This window comes from Dyella sp. 01N36 (assembly GCF_056399745.1).
Map to the genome: position 1 here is coordinate 1 of NZ_JBFTRY010000017.1, position 18,411 is coordinate 18,411.

Here is an 18,411-nt window from a genome sequence, read left to right on the forward strand (position 1 = left end):
TCGCGCACAGGGTGCGCTCCCACAGGGAAGGGTGCCGCACCTTGTGGGAGCGCACCCTGTGCGCGACGCTCTTCGCCTCACGGCGATACCGGCTCGATACTCTCCACATAAACCAGCTCACACGCCCCATCACCCGTATCGTCGCGCGTCATCGACGTGCGCCAGCGCCAGCCATCGGCACGACTCGCGTCGACCAGAAAGCCTTGCAGGTGGATCACTTCTCCCGCACGCACATGGTCCAGTTCGCGACGAGCGGTGTCGTCGGCGGGAATCATGTGCATATTGGCGCTGGATTGCTCGATCTCACGACGCGGTATCGGAAAATGATCGACGTGCCAGTGGTAAAAACGATTGCCCTGGCTGACCTGGATTTGCGACAACACGTCGCTGTCGGACATGCGCCCCCAGCCCAGCGCGAGATCCGTCGGCGCCAGTGCTGCGCCGGCATCGAACCGGTAGTCTTCGCGTGACAGTACCCGTGCGATGAGCTCGAAGCGTGCACGTGTCTGCAATCTGAAGTCACCGCGTTGCAAGGTGTTGCTCTCGCCGAGGTCGATCTGCGCGGGCACGTCCGTCGCCAGCATGCCGGGGGCGTGCGTGATGGCGCGATGGCGCCACCAGTTGAAGCCGCCGAGCAGTGCAATCAGCAGCAGGCCGACCAGGATGAAGCGTTGCATGCTGCGTCAGCGCCCTGACTTTACGGCGGGCTTGCCCTCGACAATGCCCGGCTCGAGCAGACCTTCCGGCAGATCGCCGATCACTTCGGCGAAGCGCTTGAGGAAAGTCCCCAGCGACGAACTCTTGCGCCATACCAGCGCAATGCGGCGACTCGGCGCACGGCCGGCGAATTCCAGCAGACGCACGTTGTCGGTGCGCGCCACCGGCGGCTTGATGGCGAGCGTGGGGAGCAGGGTGATGCCCACATTCGCGGCGACCATCTGGCGCAGAGTCTCCAGACTGGTGGCGCGAAAACCGGAGCGTTCGCCCGCACCGGCGAGCTGGCATACCTCCAGGGCCTGATCGCGCATGCAATGACCGTCTTCGAGCAGCAGCAGGCTTTCGTCGGCCAGGTCGTCGAGCTTCAGGCGTTTGTGCTTGAGCCCCAGCGGATGGTCTTCCGGCACGGCGAGCACAAAGGGCTCCTCGAACAGGAACTGCGTGTGCAAGCTGTCTTCGTGCAGCGGCAGCGCGAGGATGCCCACATCGAGCGAGCCCTCGCGCAGCATGCGGATCACCTGCTCGGTTTTTTCTTCAACCAGCAGCAGCTCCAGACGCGGAAAATTCTTTCGCACCAGGGGCACCAGGTGCGGCAGCAGGTACGGTCCCAGCGTGGGGAAGATGCCCAGTCGCAGCGTGCCCGATTCCGGATCGCGCGTGCGTTGCGCAATCGCCTTGATCTCGTCGATCTCCGACAGCACGCCGCGCGCGCGGCGGGCGATCTCGCGACCGGTTTCGGTCAGCAACACCTTGCGCGGGGTGCGCTCGACCAGCGCCACGCCCAGTTCGTCCTCCAGCTTCTTGATCTGGGTGGACAGGGTGGGCTGGCTGACGAAGCTGGCTTCCGCCGCACGACCGAAATGGCGGTGTTCGGCGAGAGCAACGAGGTAGCTGAGGTCGCGCAGGTTCATGGGCGGAGCCGATGTTCTTGTGATAGGTGTCGCCTATGATTGTGGGGTTGATGATCGTCATAGGCAATGCCTGGGGCGCCATCAGTCTCGCCGGGCGCCAAGCGCCGAGGTCTGCGCCTGCCCGTGGTAGGACTTGGCTGAAGACAGCCCGATCATGCCTTTTGGCACTGTGTCGAAAATCACGGCAGCACCTAGGGTCGGCGTTTGCTTTACCCAAGGGGAGCTTTTGCGCATGCGCCGTTTTGTCCGTCCACTCGTTCTTACCGCCCTTGCCGCTTGCTGCGGCGCCGCCCTCGCCGCACCTGCCGCCGACGACCAGCCGCATGGCCGCCTGCCGGGCTGGGCCCAGCCGGAGTCCTACCAGCTCGACTTCAAGGTGGACCCGCGCCAGCAGGATTTTTCCGGCACCACCGTGATCAAGGTGAAGCTGACCCAGGCGTCCGATCACCTGTGGCTGCACGGCCGTGAGCTGAAGGTCAGCAAGGTCACCGTGACCGATGCGGCGGGCAAGGCGCACGCGGCGAAATACGTGGAAGCGGCGCCGAAGGAAGGCGTGGTGCGCATCGATTTCGGCGGCACGCTCAAGCCGCAGGAGCTGACGCTGGCGTTCAACTACACCGCGCCGCTCAACCAGCAGCTGCAGGGCCTGTACAAGGTCAGCCACGAAGGCCAGCCGTACGCGATGACGCAGATGGAGCCGATCAGCGCGCGCTTCGCTTTCCCCGGCTTCGACGAGCCCGGCTTCAAGACGCCGTTCGATGTCCGCCTGACCATTCCCAACGACGAAGTGGGCGTGGCCAACACCAAGCAGGTGAAGGAAGAAAAGGCCGGCGACGGCTGGAAGCGGCTGACCTTCTCCACCACCAAGCCGCTGCCGACCTATCTGGTCGCCTTCGGCGTGGGTCCGTGGGATGTGGTGAAGGGGCCGGATATTTCGTCCAACCAGTACCGCACTGCTGCGTTGGAACTTCGCGGCGTGGCTGCCAAGGGCGAAGGCCATCGCCTGCAGCATGTGCTCGGCGAAACGCCGACGATCATCCACACGCTGGAGGACTACTACGGCTTCGGCTATCCGTGGGACAAGCTCGACCTGCTGGCCGCGCCGGATTTCTCCGCGGGCGCGATGGAAAACGCGGGCCTGGTCACCTTCCGCGACTGGCTGCTGCTGATCGATCCGGATTCCCCGGCCAACTACGTGCGCGGCTCGTTCAATGTCACTGCGCATGAGCTGGCCCACCAGTGGACGGGCGATACCGTCACGCTCGCCTGGTGGGACGACCTGTGGCTCAACGAAGCCTTCGCCACCTGGATGCAGCAGAAGGTGACGCAGAAGGTGCATCCGGAATACCGCGCCGATCTCGACCGCGTGCGCGGCGCGCAGGGTGCGATGAACGGCGACAGCCTGGTCACCACGCGCAAGATCCGCCAGCCGATCACCGGCAATGGCGAYATCGAAACCGCCTTCGACAGCATCACCTATCAGAAGGGTGCGGCGGTGCTGGGCATGTTCGAAGGCTACGTCGGCGAGGCGACGTTCCAGCAGGGCATGCGCGCCTATATCCAGGAGCACAGGTTCGGCAACGCCACGGCCGACGATCTGATCAACGCCATCGCCAAGGCGGCCGACAAGGGCGACAACTTCAAGCAGGCGTTCAAGAGCTTCCTTAACCAGCCGGGCGTGCCGTATGTGCAGACCGAGCTGACCCAGGAAGGCGGCAAGACCGTGCTCAAGCTCAGCCAGAGCCGTTACCTGCCCACCGGCAGCAAGGGTGACGACAAGCAGGTCTGGGGTGTGCCGATGTGCGTGCGCTACGGCACCGCCAGCGGCAGCAAGGTGAGCTGCGAACTGCTCGACCAGGCCACCGGCTCGATGGTGCTCGAGGGCGCCAGCAAGGCTACGTGGGTGCTGCCCAATGCCAACGGCAGCGGCTACTACCGTTTCGCGATGACCAAGGGCGACCTCGGCAATCTGGGCAAGCAGATCGGCAAGCTCGACGACGCCGAGCAGCTCGCCTATGCCGATGCCGTCTACGCCACCTTCAAGCACGGTGACATCGATGCGGGCGACGTGCTCGCCGCGCTCAAGCCCTTGACTTCGTCCAAGACCCGCGAAGTGGCCACCGCACCGCTGACCACCTTCAACTGGATCTATCGCAACCTGGCGCAGACCGATGCCGAGCGCGCCAAGCTCGCCGCCTGGGCCAAGGCCGCCTATCTGCCGCGCATGCAGCAGCTGGGCTACCAGCGCAAGGCCAACGAAGCCGATAGCGACTCGCTGCTGCGCAGCACGCTGGCCGACGAACTCGCGTTGACGGTCAAGCTGCCGGAAGTGCGTGCCGAACTGCTCAAGCAGGGTGATGCCGCGCTCAAGCGCAAGGCCGATGGTCGCCTGGATCTTGCGGCCGCCGACGCGGATCTGCTGGGCACGTCACTGGGCGTCGCCGTGCAGGAACGCGGCAAGCCGGCCGTGGACGCACTCATCGCCGAAGTGCCGCAGACCAGCGATCCGGCCCTGCGCAATGCCATGCTCGATGGCCTGGCCGAAGCGAACGATCCGTCGCTGACCTTGCAGGTGCGCAACTTCGCCCTCGACAAGAAGGTCAAGGTCGGCGAGATGTCGATGCTGCTGCACGGCAGCCGCGACACCCGCGCCGAACGCGATGCGTCGTGGCAGTGGACCACCACCAACTACGACAAGATCGTGGACCGCACCGGCAGCTTCTCGGGCGGTCGACTGCCCGACCTGGTCGGTGGCGGCGGCTGCTCGCAGGATGAAGCCGATCGTCTGCAGGCGTTCTTCAAGGATCGCGCGAAGGACGTGAGCGGCGCCGATCGCGGCCTGGCCCAGGCCAGCGAATCGACCTTGCTGTGCAACGCGCTGGTGCGCAAGCAGGACGCCGCCGCGATCCTACGCTGAGCTTCAGGGGCAAGCGAGTGTTACCCAACCGGGCGGCCAGAAGCCGCCCGGTTTTTTTGTGYGCGGCCTCGAACCCTTTTCCCCGACTGGCCCGTTAGACCTGGCGAGGGTGCTTTCCGCCACCTTCTGCCGGCACCTACACTGAGCCGGCCCACCCGGGTAGTCAGGGAGAGAGACATGCGTCGTCCGTGGGAATGGCTGTGCCCGCTTGTGTTGTTGATCGCGCCAGCCATGGCGCAGGACGTACCACCACCGTTGAAGGATTGGCAGGATTGGGTGTTGCATGAAGTGCCGGAGCATGCGTGCCCGGTGCTGAGCACTGCAAGCGGTACCACGGCAGACCGACAGTGTGCGTGGCCCGGGCGGCTTACCCTTGACGCCGGCAAGGCTGGAGCCCGCTTCAGTCTGGACGTCCATGTGGATGGGCGCAGTTGGGTGGCGCTGCCCGGTGACGAGCGCAACTGGCCACAGCAGGTGGGTGTCAACGGCAAGCCGATGGTCGTGCTGGACCACGACGAAAAGCCGGCCTTGCTGCTCGAGCCGGGCGACTACGCGCTACACGGCACGCTGCCCTGGGAAAACCGACCAGCGCGCCTGGAGGTGCCTGTTTCCATCGGTCTCGTCACGCTGACACTGGACGGCACTCCCGTGACGCGTGTCGAACGCAACGGCGCGCAGTTGACGCTGGGCGAGGCCGCTGAGGCCCAACGCGTGGCAGATGCCTTGTCCATGCGCGTGTTCCGGCGACTGCAAGATGGCATGCCGGCCGATCTGCAGACCGAGCTGCAACTCAACGTCACCGGCAGTTCGCGCGAACAACTGCTCGGACCGGTCTTGCCCAAAGGGTTTGTCGCCACGTTTATCGAAGGCGGCTTGCCGGCACGACTGGAAAGTGACGGACGCCTTCGCGTGCAGCTGCGTCCTGGCCAGTGGGCAATCACCTTGGGCGCGCGCAGTACCGAAGTGCCAAAACAGATCAGTCTGAACCTGCCTGGCGCCCCTTGGCCCGCCCAGGAAATCTGGAGTTACGAAGACCACCTCTCGTTTCGCACCACACGCGTCGAAGGACAGCCTACCGACGCTGGCCAGGCCGATGTGCCGGACCTGTGGGTGGATCTGCCGGCATTCGCCCTCGATGCGAACCACGGCCTCAGCATCGAACAAGGCATGCGCGGTGGTGAGGGCGGGCAGGGCGATCAGATCACGCTGCATCGCCAGTTGTGGCTTGACTTCGATGGCAAGGGTTTTACTGCCGCCGATCGTCTGACTGGCTCATTGCGCCGCAGTCAGCGACTGGATGTCGCTGCGCCGTGGCAATTGCAAAACGCATCGCAGCCGGAGCGCCCGCTGCTGGTGACCGACCGCGGCAACGGTCGCAGCGGTGTCGAACTGCGCGACGCCCGGCTCAACCTCACGGCAGGGCTGCGACTGTCCGAACGTGGTAACGCGCCAGCGGGCGGTTGGTTGCTGCCGTTGGAGAACATCGAGACCACCTTGCACCTCCCTTATGGTTATCGCCTGATCGGTGCGTCGGGCGCCGATCATTCGCCCGACTCCTGGGTGGCGCAATGGAGTCTGCTCGACCTGTTCGTGGTGGCGCTGATTGCGCTGCTCGCCGGACGCTTGCTGGGCTGGCCGTGGGCGCTCGTTGCGCTGGGTTTTCTCGCGCTCGCACAACACGAGGCCGGCGCGCCCCGCTGGACGCTGGCACTGGCATTTGCACTGGCGCTGCTGGTGCGTGCGTTACCCGAAGGCAGGTTGAGGTGGGCGTCACGCGTCGGCGCGATGGCGCTGTTGGTGATCGCTGTGCTGTGGACGCTGCCATTCGCGGCTGCGCAAATGGAATACGCGCTGCATCCGCAGCTGGAAGAAGGGCGTATTCAAAGCGGCGTCCAGTCGGAAGTGAGTCGTAGGCTCCAGGCACGGGTCGACATGGTGGAACAGGCGGGCTACATCGCTCAGCCCGCGCCTCCACCGCCACCGCCACCGCCAGCGGATGCATCGGCGTCCGAAGAAGCCGCGCCTGCGATGATCGCGCCGTCCGCGGGCATCGTTGGCGGTCAGCCGCCGCCAATGATCCTGCAGAAGGTAAAGCCTCAGCGCTCACTGGAGTCGGTCACCGTCACCGGCTCGCTGATCAATGTCGGGCAGGAGTCGGACGCCCGCAGCATCATCCAGGCCGGTCGCGGCACGCCCGATTGGGATGTCGGCAACGACTATCGCCTCGCCTGGTCAGGTCCGGTCACGGTCGATCAAACCACGCATCTGGTCATTGCACCCGCATGGCTGGTTCGCCTGTTGCGCGTGGCGATGCTGGCCTTGCTGCTCATGCTGCTGGCCAGACTGGCCTCGCGCCTGTGGCCAACGCTGCAGGGACAGTGGCGCGGTGTGCGCATACGCGGTAGCGCGACGGCGTTGCTGGTGCTCGCCTTGGTGCCGCACGGCGCCCATGCGCAGGCCACGCCGAACGACGGCATGCTTGTGCAGTTGCGCAACCGTCTCACCGAGGCACCCAAGTGCGCGCCTGATTGCGCGGCTGTGGCGCAGGCCACGTTCCTGGCGAATGGCGATCAGCTGATCGTCGATATGGAAATGCACGCCGGTACCGACGTTGCCGTGCCGTTGCCTTTGGGCGGTCCTGTATTGATGTTGCAGACCGTGGCGGTCGATAACCGGGACGCTGCGTTGACGCGCGACGACGATGGCGTGCTGGTCAGGCTGGAGCGTGGCGTGCATCACGTATCGCTGCGGTACAGCGCATCATCGGCCGACGTCGCAACGCTGCATTTCCCGCTGCGTCCGCAGCACATCGTGTTCAACGGCAATGGCTGGAAACCCGATGGTGTGGCCGATGGTCGCCTGCTCGGCGATAGCCTCACGTTCAATCGAGTGCGCGTGATGAAAGACGGCAGCACACCCACTGCCATGACGCAGGCATTCCCGCCGTATGTCCGGCTCACGCGCACGCTGGTGCTGGGCAGCGAGTGGACGGTGCGCAACACGGTGCAACGCATCGCCCCCAACGAAGGCGGTTTCAGTCTGGACCTGCCGCTGCTGCCCGGCGAGCATCCCCTGGGTGACGCCGCCCGTGTGCACGATGGCCGCATTGGCGTCACCTTCAATGCCAGCGAAAACAGCAAGAGCTGGACGAGCCGTCTGGATCGCGCCGACGTGCTCTCCTTGACGGCACCCGGACTGGGCGAACGCGCGGAGACTTGGGTATTGCAGTCCTCGCCCATGTGGCATCTGGACGCGAAGGGCGTACCGTCCAGCCAGGACGATCAGGGCCTGCGCTTCCAGCCGCTGCCGGGCGAGAGCCTGCATGTCACGGTGACGCAACCCAAGGCCATCGCCGGTGACAGCCTGGCCTTCGACCGGGTGGACGTGGAAAGCCGCGCAGGCGAGCGCAGCACGGAAACCCTGCTCACGCTCACGGCGCGCAGCACGCGCGGCGGCGAGCACGCCATCGGCTTGCCGAAGGGTGCCGAACTGCTGGAGGCCAGGCGTGATGCCATCGCTTTGAGTCTGGCGATACGCGACGACAAGCTCAGCCTGCCGCTGCTGCCGGGCACGCATGTCTACACGTTGCGCCTGCGTGAGCCGCAAGGTGTGGCGTTTGGTACGCGCACGCCGCTCTTCGAACTGAATGCACCGGCTGCGAATATCCAGTTGCGTCACACGCTCCCCGAAAGCCGCTGGGTGCTGTGGACCTGGGGGCCGCGCATGGGTCCGGCCGTGCTGTACTGGTCGCAGCTCATCGTGCTGCTGATGGCCGCATGGCTGCTGGCCCGCTACACGCCCACGCCGCTGCGTTTTCATCAGTGGCTGCTCTTGGGCCTGGGCTTTTCCGCATTCGCGTGGGGTGCGTACGCCGTCGTGGTCGTGTGGTTGATCCTGTTGGGGCTGCGCGCGCGTCACGTCCTGCCGGAGCGCTATCGTGCAAGCTTCAACCTCGCGCAGATCGCGCTGAGTATCGTCACGCTGGTGGCCATCGTCGTGCTGATCTCGGCTGTGCCCAAGGGTCTGCTCGGTCTGCCCGACATGCATGTGAGTGGCAACGAATCCACCGCGTGGCAGCTCAACTGGTTTGCCGATCAGACCGACAGCGTTTTGCCGCAGGGCGGGGTGTTGAGCGTGTCGCTGTGGGTCTACAAGATCGCCATGCTGTTGTGGGCGCTGTGGCTGGCCAATGCCTTGATCGGCTGGTTGCGCTGGGGTTTCGAAGCGTGGAGCAAGGGCGGCTATTGGCGGGCGCGCAAACCTAAGGCGGTAGAGCCGCCGCCGGTGCCGGAAGCAAGCCCGTAAAGGCCGAGCGCCCCGGTGGAAGCCGGGGCGCCTGGTTTTTGTGCAGGTGGCTGTCGGGCACAGGGTGCCCTCCCACAGGGGTGCCTCGCGACATTGTAGGAGCGCACCCTGTGCGCGACCCACGCAACCTCAGTTGTCGTCACTCACCTTCAACACCAATTTGCCGGTATGGCTTCCGTCGAACAGCCGATTGAGCACCACGGGCGCGTTCTCCAACCCATCCGCCACGGTTTCGCCGGCCTTGATCTTGCCGCTGACCACCCAGCCCACCAGATCCCGCACCGCGCGCGCCTGATCCTTGTAATCGAACGCCAGGAAGCCGCGCACGGTTAGACGCTTGACGATGATCACGCTGTAATCGTCTTGCCCGCGTCCACCGCCTGCATAGTTGGCGATCAGTCCGCACAGCGCCACGCGCCCGCCGTTGACCATGCGCGACAACACGGCGCGCATCACCGGTCCACCGACGTTTTCGAAATCGACGTGCACGCCATCCGGGGTGGCGGCCGCGAGCTTCTGTTTGAAGTCATCGGCTTTGTAGTCGACCGCAGCATCGAAGCCGAGGTCTTCCACCAGGTGGCGGCATTTCTCCGCGCCACCGGCGATGCCGACCACGCGCGCGCCGCGCAGTTTGCCGATCTGTCCGGCGATGGAACCCACCGAACCCGCAGCGGCGGACACCACCAGCGTTTCACCGGCTTGCACCGGCGCGATTTCGTCCAGGCCGTAATAGGCGGTGATGCCGCTGAAGCCGCAGGCGCCGAGCAAGGTGGGCAGTGCCACCGGCGGCTTGGGTGGCAACTTCACCCAGTAGCCCATCTTGTTTTCATCGAGCAGGGCATAGTCCTGCCAACCCACCAGGCCTTGCACCAGATCGCCCACCGCATAGTTCGCGGATTTCGATGCCACCACACGGCCGATACCCAGGCCGCGCATCACCTCGCCAATAGCGACCGGCGGCATGTACTGCGGGACGTCGCTCATCCACACGCGGTTGGTGGGATCCATGGACAGATACAACACCTTCACCAGGGCCTGGCCATCCGTCAGTTCGGCGGTGGTGGTTTCGTGCAGGTCGAAATGATCGAGACTGACCAGGCCTTCGGGACGGGTCTTTAACAGCAGCTGGCGATTCTTGAAGCTCATGGTGGTCTCCTGGTCAGACGGCGCGGGCGCCGCCATCGACCATCAGTTCGGCGGCGGTGACAAAGCGGCTTTCGTCCGAGGCTAGATAAAGCACCGCATAGGCGACGTCATCGGGCTCGCCCAGGCGATTCATCGGGTTGACGCGCGACAGGCGGCGGGTAGCGTCTGCCTCGCCCATGCTCGCGAAGATCGGCGCGACGATGCCGGTGCGGATGAAGGCGGGATGGATGGAATTGCAGCGCACATCGATCTTCTGATGCGCGCAATCGACCGCAACGGATTTGCTCAGTGCAGCCACCGCGGCCTTGGAGGTGTTGTATGCGGTAAAGCTCGGATCGGTCTTGAACGCGGCCAGCGATGAGATATTGACGATCGAGCCTGGCTGCGCGTCGCGCAGATATGGCATCGCGTGCTTGCAGCCGAGCATCACGCCTTCGAGGTTGATGCCCATCACGCGGCGCCATTCCTTCAGCTCGATGTTCTCCACGCCGCCCAGCGAGCCGATGCCGGCGTTGTTGACCAGCACCGACACGCCGCCCATGGCTTGTGCAGCCTGCGTGAGCGTGTCTTTCCAGGCGGCTTCGTCGCTGACATCGTGCGCACTGGACCAGGCAACCGTGGCGCCTGCATCGCGATTGATGTCATCGGCGAGCGCCGCAGCGGCAGCGGCGTTCACGTCGGTGACGAAGACCTTGGCGCCATGCCGCGCCAGCATGTGTGAGATCGCGGTACCAAGGCCGCCGGCCGCACCGGTTACGAAGGCGCGCTTGCCCGCGACGCGTTGATTCTGTAGCTGGCTCATGAAGGTTCCTTGGGTCAGACGCAGAGATAGCCGCCATCGACATTGAGCACGCTGCCCGTCGTATAGGACGCGGCATCGGACGCGAGATACAGCACGGCCCCAGCCATTTCCGACGGCTGCGCCACGCGGCGCATCGGCACGTGGGCGAGTGCCTGCTTGAGGATGGCGGGTGTATTGACCAGCACCGACGCGAACTTGGTATCGGTCAGGCCAGGCAGCAAAGCATTGCAACGTACGCCTTGCTCCGCGCATTCCACGGCGAAGGCCTTGGTCATGGAAATCACCGCGGCCTTGGTGATCGAGTAGATGCCCTGCTGGAAGCCCGGCACCACGCCGTTCACCGAGGCCACGTTGATGATGGAACCGCCGCCGTTCTTCGCCATCAGGCGCGCACCGTGCGTAGACATGTAGAAATAGCCACGGATATTCACATCGACGGTTTTCTGAAACACCGAGGGATCGGTATCGATGATGTGGCCGAAGTACGGATTCGTCGCCGCGTTGTTGACCAGGATATGCAGTCGACCATGCGTCTTCTCGACGTGCGCATAGAGCGCCTCGATCTGTTCCATCTCGCCGATATGGCAGGCCACGGCTTCGGCCTTGCCGCCCAGGCCCACGATCTCGTCCACCACGCTCTGGCAGTCGGCTTGTTTGCGGCTGGAGACGATGACGTGCGCGCCATGGGTGGCGAGCAACTTGGCGATCTCGGCGCCGATGCCGCGGCTGGCGCCGGTGACGATGGCGATCTTGCCGGCGAGGTCGAAGGTGTTGGATGTGGTCATGGAGTGAGGGTTCCTGAGAGAGGTCCAGTCCGAGTCGTGCGATGTGCCTTATGGGCGCGTGGAGGCGGTCGTTTCATCGCAGGGTCACCAGCGATGCGTCACGCGTGCGCTCCAGGTGCGGCCATGTGTTGTACGTCGCCAGCTGAGCGCCGCGGGAGCCTAGTCGAAGGCGCGTCACCCCGGTGTTCACGAGCGACCAGCTGAGATCGAAGGTCTTGGCCTCCGGTGCCTGCAGCAGGGCGCCCGCGATCACGGCGATGGGGCCACCTGAGGTGAAGGCCCAGATCGTTTCGGCGGGCGACTGGGTAAGCTGCTCAAGCGCGTCCAGCACGTCGCGCCGAAAGTCCTGCCAGCTGCGACTGTAGTCGGCATCGTGCTCACCGCTGGTCCAGCGCCGGAGCGCTTCGACGAACAATTGTTGAAAGGCGCGATAGGGATCGGCTTGCTGCTTCATCGCCGCGCGCAGTGCACCGGCACCGGCCAGCTCGGGTCGAAGACGCGCCAGCAATTCCAGGTGATCGACTTCGTCGAGGCCGGGCAGGGTGATCGGAGGCGTGCTGACACCGGCGGCGCGCAGGCAAGGCAGCGCGGTGTCGCGATGACGCGCACGCGGACCCATCGCCACCCGATCCGGCATCGCGCCACATTCGGCCATCCATTCGCCCAGCAGCAGCGACTGGCGTTCGCCCAGCGGTGACAACTGGTCGTAATCCTCGGCATGAAAGCTTGCCTGTCCGTGTCGGATCAACAGCAGCTCGCGCATGCGTCAGTCCTTCGCCGCCATGATGCGGCGACAACGCATGCCCATATAGCGCGCCGCATCGCCAAAGCCGGCGAACTGCGGGTTGGTGGTCTGCCCCAGCGCATAGCGCCGGTAGATCTGCTGGATGATGACCATCAGCCGGAACAGGCCGAAAACCTCGTAGAAGCGCCAGCCCGACACATCCATGCCCGTGCGCTCGCCGTAGTAGGCGACCACTTCGCGGCGCGTGAGCATGCCGGCTTCGTGGGTGGGTTGGCGGCGGAACGATTGAAACACCGCGTCGTCGTCGGCCTGCACCCAATAGGCGAGCGAGCTGCCCAGGTCCATCAACGGATCGCCGATGGTGGCCAGTTCCCAATCCAGCACGCCGATGATGGATAGCGGGTTGTCGCTGGCGAGCACCACGTTGTCGAAGCGGAAATCGTTGTGGACCACGCAGCTTGCGTTGTCATGCGCGGGTTGCTGCGCATCGAGCCAGGCAATCACGTCCTCGCACGGGTCGGAACCTTCCGTGGTCGCCTGTCGCCAGCGTTCGCTCCAACCCGCGAGCTGGCGAGCGATATAACCCTCGCCCTTGCCGAGCTCTTTCAGTCCGGCCTGGGTGGCATCTACCTGATGCAGTTCGATCAGGCGATCGATAAAGCCCAGGCACAGCGCATGCACGCCGTCGCGATCGAGTCCGAGTTCGGCGGGCAGGTCGCGGCGAAGTATCGTTCCGCTCAGCCGCTCCATCACGTAGAAGTCCTGGCCGATCACGCTGTCGTCGTCGCAACGCGCGAGGATGGCCGGCACATAGGGATAGCTGGCTTTCAGCGCGCCCATCACGCGCGCCTCGCGCAGCATGTCGTGCGCGGATTTTGCCTTGGCGCCGCGCGGCGGACGGCGCAGCACGAGTTCGCGATCGGGGTAGCTCAGCAGATAAGTGAGATTGGACGCGCCACCCGGAAATTGCCTGACGGTGGGGCTGCCAACCAGGCCATCGATCTGTTGCTTGAGAAACGCATCGACGCGGGCGATATCGAAGGCGTCTTCCTCGCGCACGGTGCGCGCCTGATCCGGAGTGGCGGTCATGCGAGGTTTCCTGCAGCGAGTTGAGCCTTGGCTTCGATCTTGGCGACCACGGCGCGATGCACTTCGTCCGGACCGTCCGCAAGTCGCAGCACGCGTGCATAGGCGTAGAGCTGGGCGAGCGGGAAATCGTCGGTAAGGCCGGCGCCGCCGTGGATCTGGATGGCGGCATCAGCCGCCTGTTGGGCCACTGCAGGCACCACCACCTTGATCTGCGAGATCAGGCTTAGCGCCGCCTTGCTGCCTTGCGTGTCCAGCACCCATGCGGTCTTCAGCGTGAGCAGTCGCGCCTGTTCAATGGCCATGCGCAGGTTGGCCACGATATCCGCATTGCCRCCAAGCTTGATCAGCGGCTGCCCGAAGGCCACACGCGATTGCGCGCGTTGGCATAGCAGCGATAGCGCGCGCTCTGCGGCGCCGAGCGCACGCATGCAGTGATGCACGCGACCGGGCCCCAGGCGCCCCTGTGCGATGTCGAAGCCTCGACCGGGCCCGAGTATCACGTTGCTCAGCGGCAGTCGCACATGGGCGAAGTGCAGTTCGCCGTGGCCGCTGGGCTCGTGGTAGTCGTGGAAGACCGGCAACATGCGTTCGATGTGCACACCCGGCGCATCCAGCGGGCAGATCACCATGCTGTGGCGACGATGCGGCTCGGCCTGCGCATCGCTCAGGCCCATGAAGATCACGAAGCGGCAATGCGGATGGCCGAGGCCGGTGGTCCACCACTTGCGGCCGTTCAAGACGATTTCATCGCCTTCGAGGGTGGCGGTGGCGCGCATATTGGTGGCATCGGACGAAGCCACATCGGGTTCGGTCATCGCAAAGCCGGAGCGGATCTCGCCGCGCAGCAGCGGTGCCAGCCATTGTTCGCGCTGCGAGGCAGACGCGTAGCGGTGCAGCACTTCCATATTGCCGCTGTCGGGCGCGTTGCAGTTGAACACCTCGGGCGCGATGAACGAGTGGCCCATGATTTCGGCGAGCGGCGCGTAGTCCAGATTGCTCAGGCCGGGGCCGTCTTCCAGGTCGGGCAGAAACAGGTTCCACAGGCCGGCGGCGCGCGCGCGCGACTTGAGCTGTTCCATCACCGGGGGCTGGCGCCACTGACGATAGTCGGCGCTGCCGGTGAGTTGCGCCATATAGACGGGCTCAGCGGGAAGCACCTCATCGCGCATGAAGCCTTGCAGGCGTTCGGTGAGTTCGCGGGTGCGTTCGGCGGGGGCGAAATCCATGGCTGTTCTCCTCAACTCTCAGGGAGCGTACGCCTTGGGCGGCCAATAATTGAAATGAATATACTTTATGGGTAGACATTAGTCAGAAGAATGGGCCAGAGCATGGATCGTGACAGCCGTATCGACCTCAATCTGTTCCGCGTGCTTGACGCGATCTACACGCAAGGCGGCGTGAGCGCCGCAGCGCGCGTGCTGCACCTGACCCAGCCGGCGGTGACCCACGCCCTGCGTCGTCTGCGCGATCAACTGGGTGACCCGCTATTCGTACGACAGGGCAATCGCCTGCTGCCCACCGACAAGGTGCGCGCGATGATGCCGGCGGTGCAGGGGCACCTCAAAGGCCTGATGGCCAGCGCCCACGCACAGCCCAGTTTCGACCCAGCGCGACTGCAGATGGAGTTCGTGATCGGCTTTCGCGACATCCTCGAATCGATTGCCTTGCCGAGACTGATGGACAGCATCGGCCGGGAGGCACCCGGTGTGCGCGTGGTGAGCCGGCGCGTGGCCGCCGATGAGGTGGAGCGCGAACTGAGCACCGGCGCACTGGATCTGGCGGTGGATCGCCCCTTGCGCGCTGGCGAGCATATTTCCCACCGACGCCTGCTCGATGAGACGCTGGTGGTGGTGATGCGTCGCGACCATCCGTTGTCGCGCTCGCTGCGCCGCGCGGACTATCTCGCCGCGCAGCACGTCACCGTCTCTCCGCTGGGCGAGGCAAGCGCGCTGGATACCTTGCTGGGACAGAACGGGATGTTCCGCGAAGTGCGCATGGTGGCGCAGCACTACTTTTCGGCATGCCAGATCACGGCGGCCAGCGACCTGTTGCTGACCGTGCCCAAGGCGTACGCCGATCACCTCGCCGTGCTACTGCCCATCGCCATGCAACCGCTGCCGGTGCGCATCAAGGCCATCCCGATCCTCGCCTACTGGCACGATTCCAAGGACAGCGACCAGGCGCATCGATGGTTTCGTGAACGCCTCGTCAAGTCGATCACGGCCGCCATGCAGGCGTCGCCGTAATGACTTGCGAGCGACTTGGTTGCGGCGCAGGATGCAGGTAGCAGCGCCGCGCGGTCCCCGCCATACGCGCTGAAATAACCCAAGGACGAGCCTGGCAGCTGGCTGCCGGGCCGCCCCCACGACGAGGTGTCTTGCATGTCCGAGCAGTCGCCAGCACCCGAGGTCGTTTACGACCCGACCGATCCGATGAACCGCAAGGAGCAGATGTTTCCGCGGCTGGATCCATCCATGGTCCGGCGCATCGCAGCCTATGGTCGCGAGGAAAACGTAGCCGCCGGCACCATGCTGTTCCAGCGCGGTGAGCGCGGCGTGGATTTCTTCCTCGTGCTCGATGGCCTGGTCGAGATCCTCGATGTGGATCAGCACGGTCAGTCCAGCGTATTCACCATGTATGCGGCGCGCCAGTTCAGCGGCGAAATGAACATGTTCAACCGCCGCGCCGTGGTTGCATCGGCCCGCGTGGCGATGGATAGCCGCGTGCTGCGCGTTCACGCGGACGATTTCCGTCGCATGGTGGCCGCCGAAGCGGACATCAGCGAGATCATCATGCGTGCCTTCATTTTGCGGCGCGTAGGCCTGATCCGGGCCGGTTTCGGCGGCGTGATCCTGGTGGGGCCAGGGCATAGCGCCGATACCTTGCGGCTCGAACGCTTCCTGGTGCGCAACGGCTATCCGCATCGCCTGATCGATTCGGAGACCGACCCGGACGCGGGCGGTTTTATCGAGTGCTTCCAGCTCACGCTCGACCAGCTGCCGGTGGTGATCTGCCCGGAGCGTTGCTTCCTGCAGAACCCGACCACCGCCGAGCTGGCCGACGAACTTGGCCTTACCGAGACCATCGATCCCGATTTCGTCTACGACGTCGCTGTGGCCGGCGCGGGCCCCGCTGGTTTGGCTGCCGCCGTGTACGCCGCGTCGGAAGGTCTTTCCACCATCGTGGTGGAAGGGGTGGCACCGGGCGGCCAGGCCGGTACCTCGTCAAAGATCGAGAACTACCTGGGCTTTCCCACCGGCATTTCGGGACAGGCGTTGGCCGGTCGTGCGCAGGCGCAGGCGCAGAAGTTCGGCGCCCGCCTGGCGATCTCGCGGCAGGCCGCAGGCATCGATTGTTCGGTGCATCCGTATCGCCTGTTGCTCGATGACGGCCAGAGCGTGCAGGCACGCGCCGTGATCGTGGCCACCGGCGCGCGCTATCGCAAACTCGATGTGCCAGGCTATGAGCATTTTGAGGGAGCAGGCATCCATTACGCCTGCACCGCGATGGAAGGGCAGCTGTGCAAGAACGAGGAAGTCATCGTCGTCGGTGGCGGTAATTCCGCCGGACAGGCCGCGGTATTCCTCTCGCGCATCGCCTCGCACGTGCACGTGCTGGTGCGCTCGTCGGGCCTGGCCGCCACGATGTCCGACTATCTCGTGCAGCGCATCCTGCAGTCTTCGTCGATCACCCTGCATACGCATTGCGAGATCGTCGGGCTCGAAGGGGAGGGTCGTCTCCATCGCGTGACCTGGCAGCAGCGCGAGACCGGCGAGCCCACGACGCGCCCTTGCAGCAATGTGTTTGTGATGATCGGCGCCGAACCCAACACCGACTGGCTCAAGGATTGCCTGGCGCTCGACAGCAAGGGCTTCGTGCTTACGGGTCGTTGCGACCAGGGCCACATCCTTGAGTCGCCGTACGCGACGACCAAGGCCGGCATCTTCGCCGTCGGCGACGTGCGCTCGGGGTCGGTGAAGCGGGTGGCGTCAGGCGTGGGCGAGGGTTCGGTGGTGATCCAGGCGGTGCATCGCTACCTTTCGCCCAGCGCGGTCTGAGGCAACGCGGATTGGCTCTACACTGTGGCTTCCTCCTCGTCGGAAGCAGCCATGTCGGCCTGGTCGCTCGTTAGTCATTTCCCTGCATGCGACCGGAGCAGTCACCGTGGCTGAAGTGCGCGCGATCGTCGCCGATGCCGCCGATGTGCTCGGCGAGCGACTGGAAGCTGAGTTGTTGCTGCTGCACGTGCTCGGCAAGCCTCGCAGCTGGCTGATTGCGCATGCCGACGACGAGCTCAACGAGGCCCAAATCAAGGCGTTCGACACGCTGGTGCAGCGTCGCCGCGATGGCGAACCAGTGGCCTATATCACGGGTCATCGTGGATTCTGGACCTTGAACCTGGAAGTCACGCCGGCCACGCTGATTCCGCGGCCGGAAACGGAGTTGCTGGTGGAGCTGGCGCTCGCGCGCATGACCGCCGCCGCGCGCGTGGCGGATCTGGGCACCGGCAGCGGTGCGATTGCCCTGGCCATCGCGCGTGAGTGCCCGACAGCCTCCGTGGTGGCGACGGATGCAAGTGCCGACGCGCTCGCTGTGGCAGCGCGCAACGCCACCAAGCACGGCATTGAGAACGTTCGTTTTGCACACGGCAATTGGCTGGCGGCGCTGGCGGACCAGCGCTTCGAACTGATCGTCTCCAATCCGCCCTATATCGAAGCGAACGATCCACATCTCTCGCAAGGCGATCTGCGTTTCGAGCCGTCGTCGGCGCTGGCTGCCGGGGCCGATGGCCTCGACGACATCCGGCAAATCGTGGCGCAGTCGCGCGACCATCTCGAGCCCGGCGGTTCGCTGTTGATGGAACACGGCTGGAACCAGGGGCCGGCGGTGCGCGAGGTGTTGTCCGCCGCGGGCTACCGCGATGTATTCACCGAGCAGGATCTGGAACAGCGCGATCGCGTCAGCGGCGGGATCTGGCCCGGAGCCTGATGGAC

At 65.0% G+C, this 18,411-nt stretch carries 13 protein-coding genes; 5 read left to right on the forward strand and 8 right to left on the reverse strand.

The genetic code is table 11. The features are described from left to right. Window positions 1-77: 77 nt before the first annotated feature. Window positions 78-677 (reverse strand): hypothetical protein, encoded by a 600-nt coding sequence (locus AC1DMG_RS06200; RefSeq protein ID WP_477178418.1) that lies wholly within the window; start codon window positions 675-677, stop codon window positions 78-80. Window positions 678-683: 6 nt separating this feature from the next. Beyond that, complete coding sequence (gene oxyR, locus AC1DMG_RS06205; protein WP_441603116.1) at window positions 684-1,628, reverse strand: DNA-binding transcriptional regulator OxyR; 945 nt, start codon at window positions 1,626-1,628, stop codon at window positions 684-686. Window positions 1,629-1,860: 232 nt separating this feature from the next. Between oxyR and AC1DMG_RS06210 the strand changes: the two genes are divergently transcribed. Continuing rightward, complete coding sequence (locus tag AC1DMG_RS06210; RefSeq protein WP_477178417.1) at window positions 1,861-4,545, forward strand: M1 family metallopeptidase; 2,685 nt, start codon at window positions 1,861-1,863, stop codon at window positions 4,543-4,545. Between the two features lie 177 nt (window positions 4,546-4,722). Then, window positions 4,723-8,850 carry a hypothetical protein gene (locus AC1DMG_RS06215; protein ID WP_477178416.1) on the forward strand — a complete coding sequence of 1,376 codons (4,128 nt, stop codon included), beginning with the start codon at window positions 4,723-4,725 and terminating at the stop codon, window positions 8,848-8,850. Window positions 8,851-8,979: 129 nt separating this feature from the next. Here the strand turns inward: AC1DMG_RS06215 and AC1DMG_RS06220 are convergent, their stop codons facing one another. From AC1DMG_RS06220 to AC1DMG_RS06245, 6 genes are all read right to left on the reverse strand, one after another. Further along, window positions 8,980-9,996 carry an NADP-dependent oxidoreductase gene (locus AC1DMG_RS06220; RefSeq protein WP_477178415.1) on the reverse strand — a complete coding sequence of 339 codons (1,017 nt, stop codon included), beginning with the start codon at window positions 9,994-9,996 and terminating at the stop codon, window positions 8,980-8,982. A gap of 13 nt (window positions 9,997-10,009) precedes the next feature. Further along, the gene (locus tag AC1DMG_RS06225) at window positions 10,010-10,798 is read right to left on the reverse strand and encodes an SDR family oxidoreductase (RefSeq protein WP_477178414.1); all 789 of its coding nucleotides are present in this window, start codon (window positions 10,796-10,798) and stop codon (window positions 10,010-10,012) included. A gap of 14 nt (window positions 10,799-10,812) precedes the next feature. Continuing rightward, window positions 10,813-11,583, reverse strand: a complete 771-nt coding sequence (locus tag AC1DMG_RS06230; RefSeq protein WP_441603111.1) for an SDR family oxidoreductase — start codon at window positions 11,581-11,583, stop codon at window positions 10,813-10,815. A gap of 73 nt (window positions 11,584-11,656) precedes the next feature. Further along, entirely contained in the window at window positions 11,657-12,346 is a 690-nt protein-coding gene (locus tag AC1DMG_RS06235) for a histidine phosphatase family protein (RefSeq protein ID WP_477178413.1), read from the reverse strand. A 3-nt stretch (window positions 12,347-12,349) separates the two neighbouring features. Further along, complete coding sequence (locus AC1DMG_RS06240) at window positions 12,350-13,417, reverse strand: phosphotransferase family protein (protein ID WP_477178412.1); 1,068 nt, start codon at window positions 13,415-13,417, stop codon at window positions 12,350-12,352. Beyond that, entirely contained in the window at window positions 13,414-14,643 is a 1,230-nt protein-coding gene (locus AC1DMG_RS06245) for an acyl-CoA dehydrogenase family protein (protein WP_477178411.1), read from the reverse strand. The genes AC1DMG_RS06240 and AC1DMG_RS06245 overlap by 4 nt, the downstream gene beginning before the upstream one ends. Window positions 14,644-14,745: 102 nt before the next feature. On the opposite strand from AC1DMG_RS06245, the gene AC1DMG_RS06250 reads away from it, so the two are divergent. The 3 genes from AC1DMG_RS06250 (at window position 14,746) to prmC (ending at window position 18,406) form a co-directional block, all read left to right on the forward strand. Next, window positions 14,746-15,663, forward strand: a complete 918-nt coding sequence (locus tag AC1DMG_RS06250; RefSeq protein WP_477178410.1) for a LysR family transcriptional regulator — start codon at window positions 14,746-14,748, stop codon at window positions 15,661-15,663. A 135-nt stretch (window positions 15,664-15,798) separates the two neighbouring features. Next, entirely contained in the window at window positions 15,799-17,475 is a 1,677-nt protein-coding gene (locus tag AC1DMG_RS06255) for an FAD-dependent oxidoreductase (RefSeq protein WP_477178409.1), read from the forward strand. A 106-nt stretch (window positions 17,476-17,581) separates the two neighbouring features. Continuing rightward, window positions 17,582-18,406, forward strand: coding sequence for a peptide chain release factor N(5)-glutamine methyltransferase (gene prmC, locus AC1DMG_RS06260; RefSeq protein ID WP_477178408.1), 825 nt, complete (start codon window positions 17,582-17,584; stop codon window positions 18,404-18,406). Window positions 18,407-18,411: the final 5 nt, after the last annotated feature.

Coding starts and splice junctions, on each gene's coding strand:
- AC1DMG_RS06200 (WP_477178418.1), bottom strand. CDS start 677: ATGCAACGCTTCATCCTGGTCGGCCTGCTGCTGATTGCACTGCTCGGC.
- oxyR (WP_441603116.1), bottom strand. CDS start 1,628: ATGAACCTGCGCGACCTCAGCTACCTCGTTGCTCTCGCCGAACACCGC.
- AC1DMG_RS06215 (WP_477178416.1), top strand. CDS start 4,723: ATGCGTCGTCCGTGGGAATGGCTGTGCCCGCTTGTGTTGTTGATCGCG.
- AC1DMG_RS06220 (WP_477178415.1), bottom strand. CDS start 9,996: ATGAGCTTCAAGAATCGCCAGCTGCTGTTAAAGACCCGTCCCGAAGGC.
- AC1DMG_RS06225 (WP_477178414.1), bottom strand. CDS start 10,798: ATGAGCCAGCTACAGAATCAACGCGTCGCGGGCAAGCGCGCCTTCGTA.
- AC1DMG_RS06230 (WP_441603111.1), bottom strand. CDS start 11,583: ATGACCACATCCAACACCTTCGACCTCGCCGGCAAGATCGCCATCGTC.
- AC1DMG_RS06235 (WP_477178413.1), bottom strand. CDS start 12,346: ATGCGCGAGCTGCTGTTGATCCGACACGGACAGGCAAGCTTTCATGCC.
- AC1DMG_RS06240 (WP_477178412.1), bottom strand. CDS start 13,417: ATGACCGCCACTCCGGATCAGGCGCGCACCGTGCGCGAGGAAGACGCC.
- AC1DMG_RS06250 (WP_477178410.1), top strand. CDS start 14,746: ATGGATCGTGACAGCCGTATCGACCTCAATCTGTTCCGCGTGCTTGAC.
- AC1DMG_RS06255 (WP_477178409.1), top strand. CDS start 15,799: ATGTCCGAGCAGTCGCCAGCACCCGAGGTCGTTTACGACCCGACCGAT.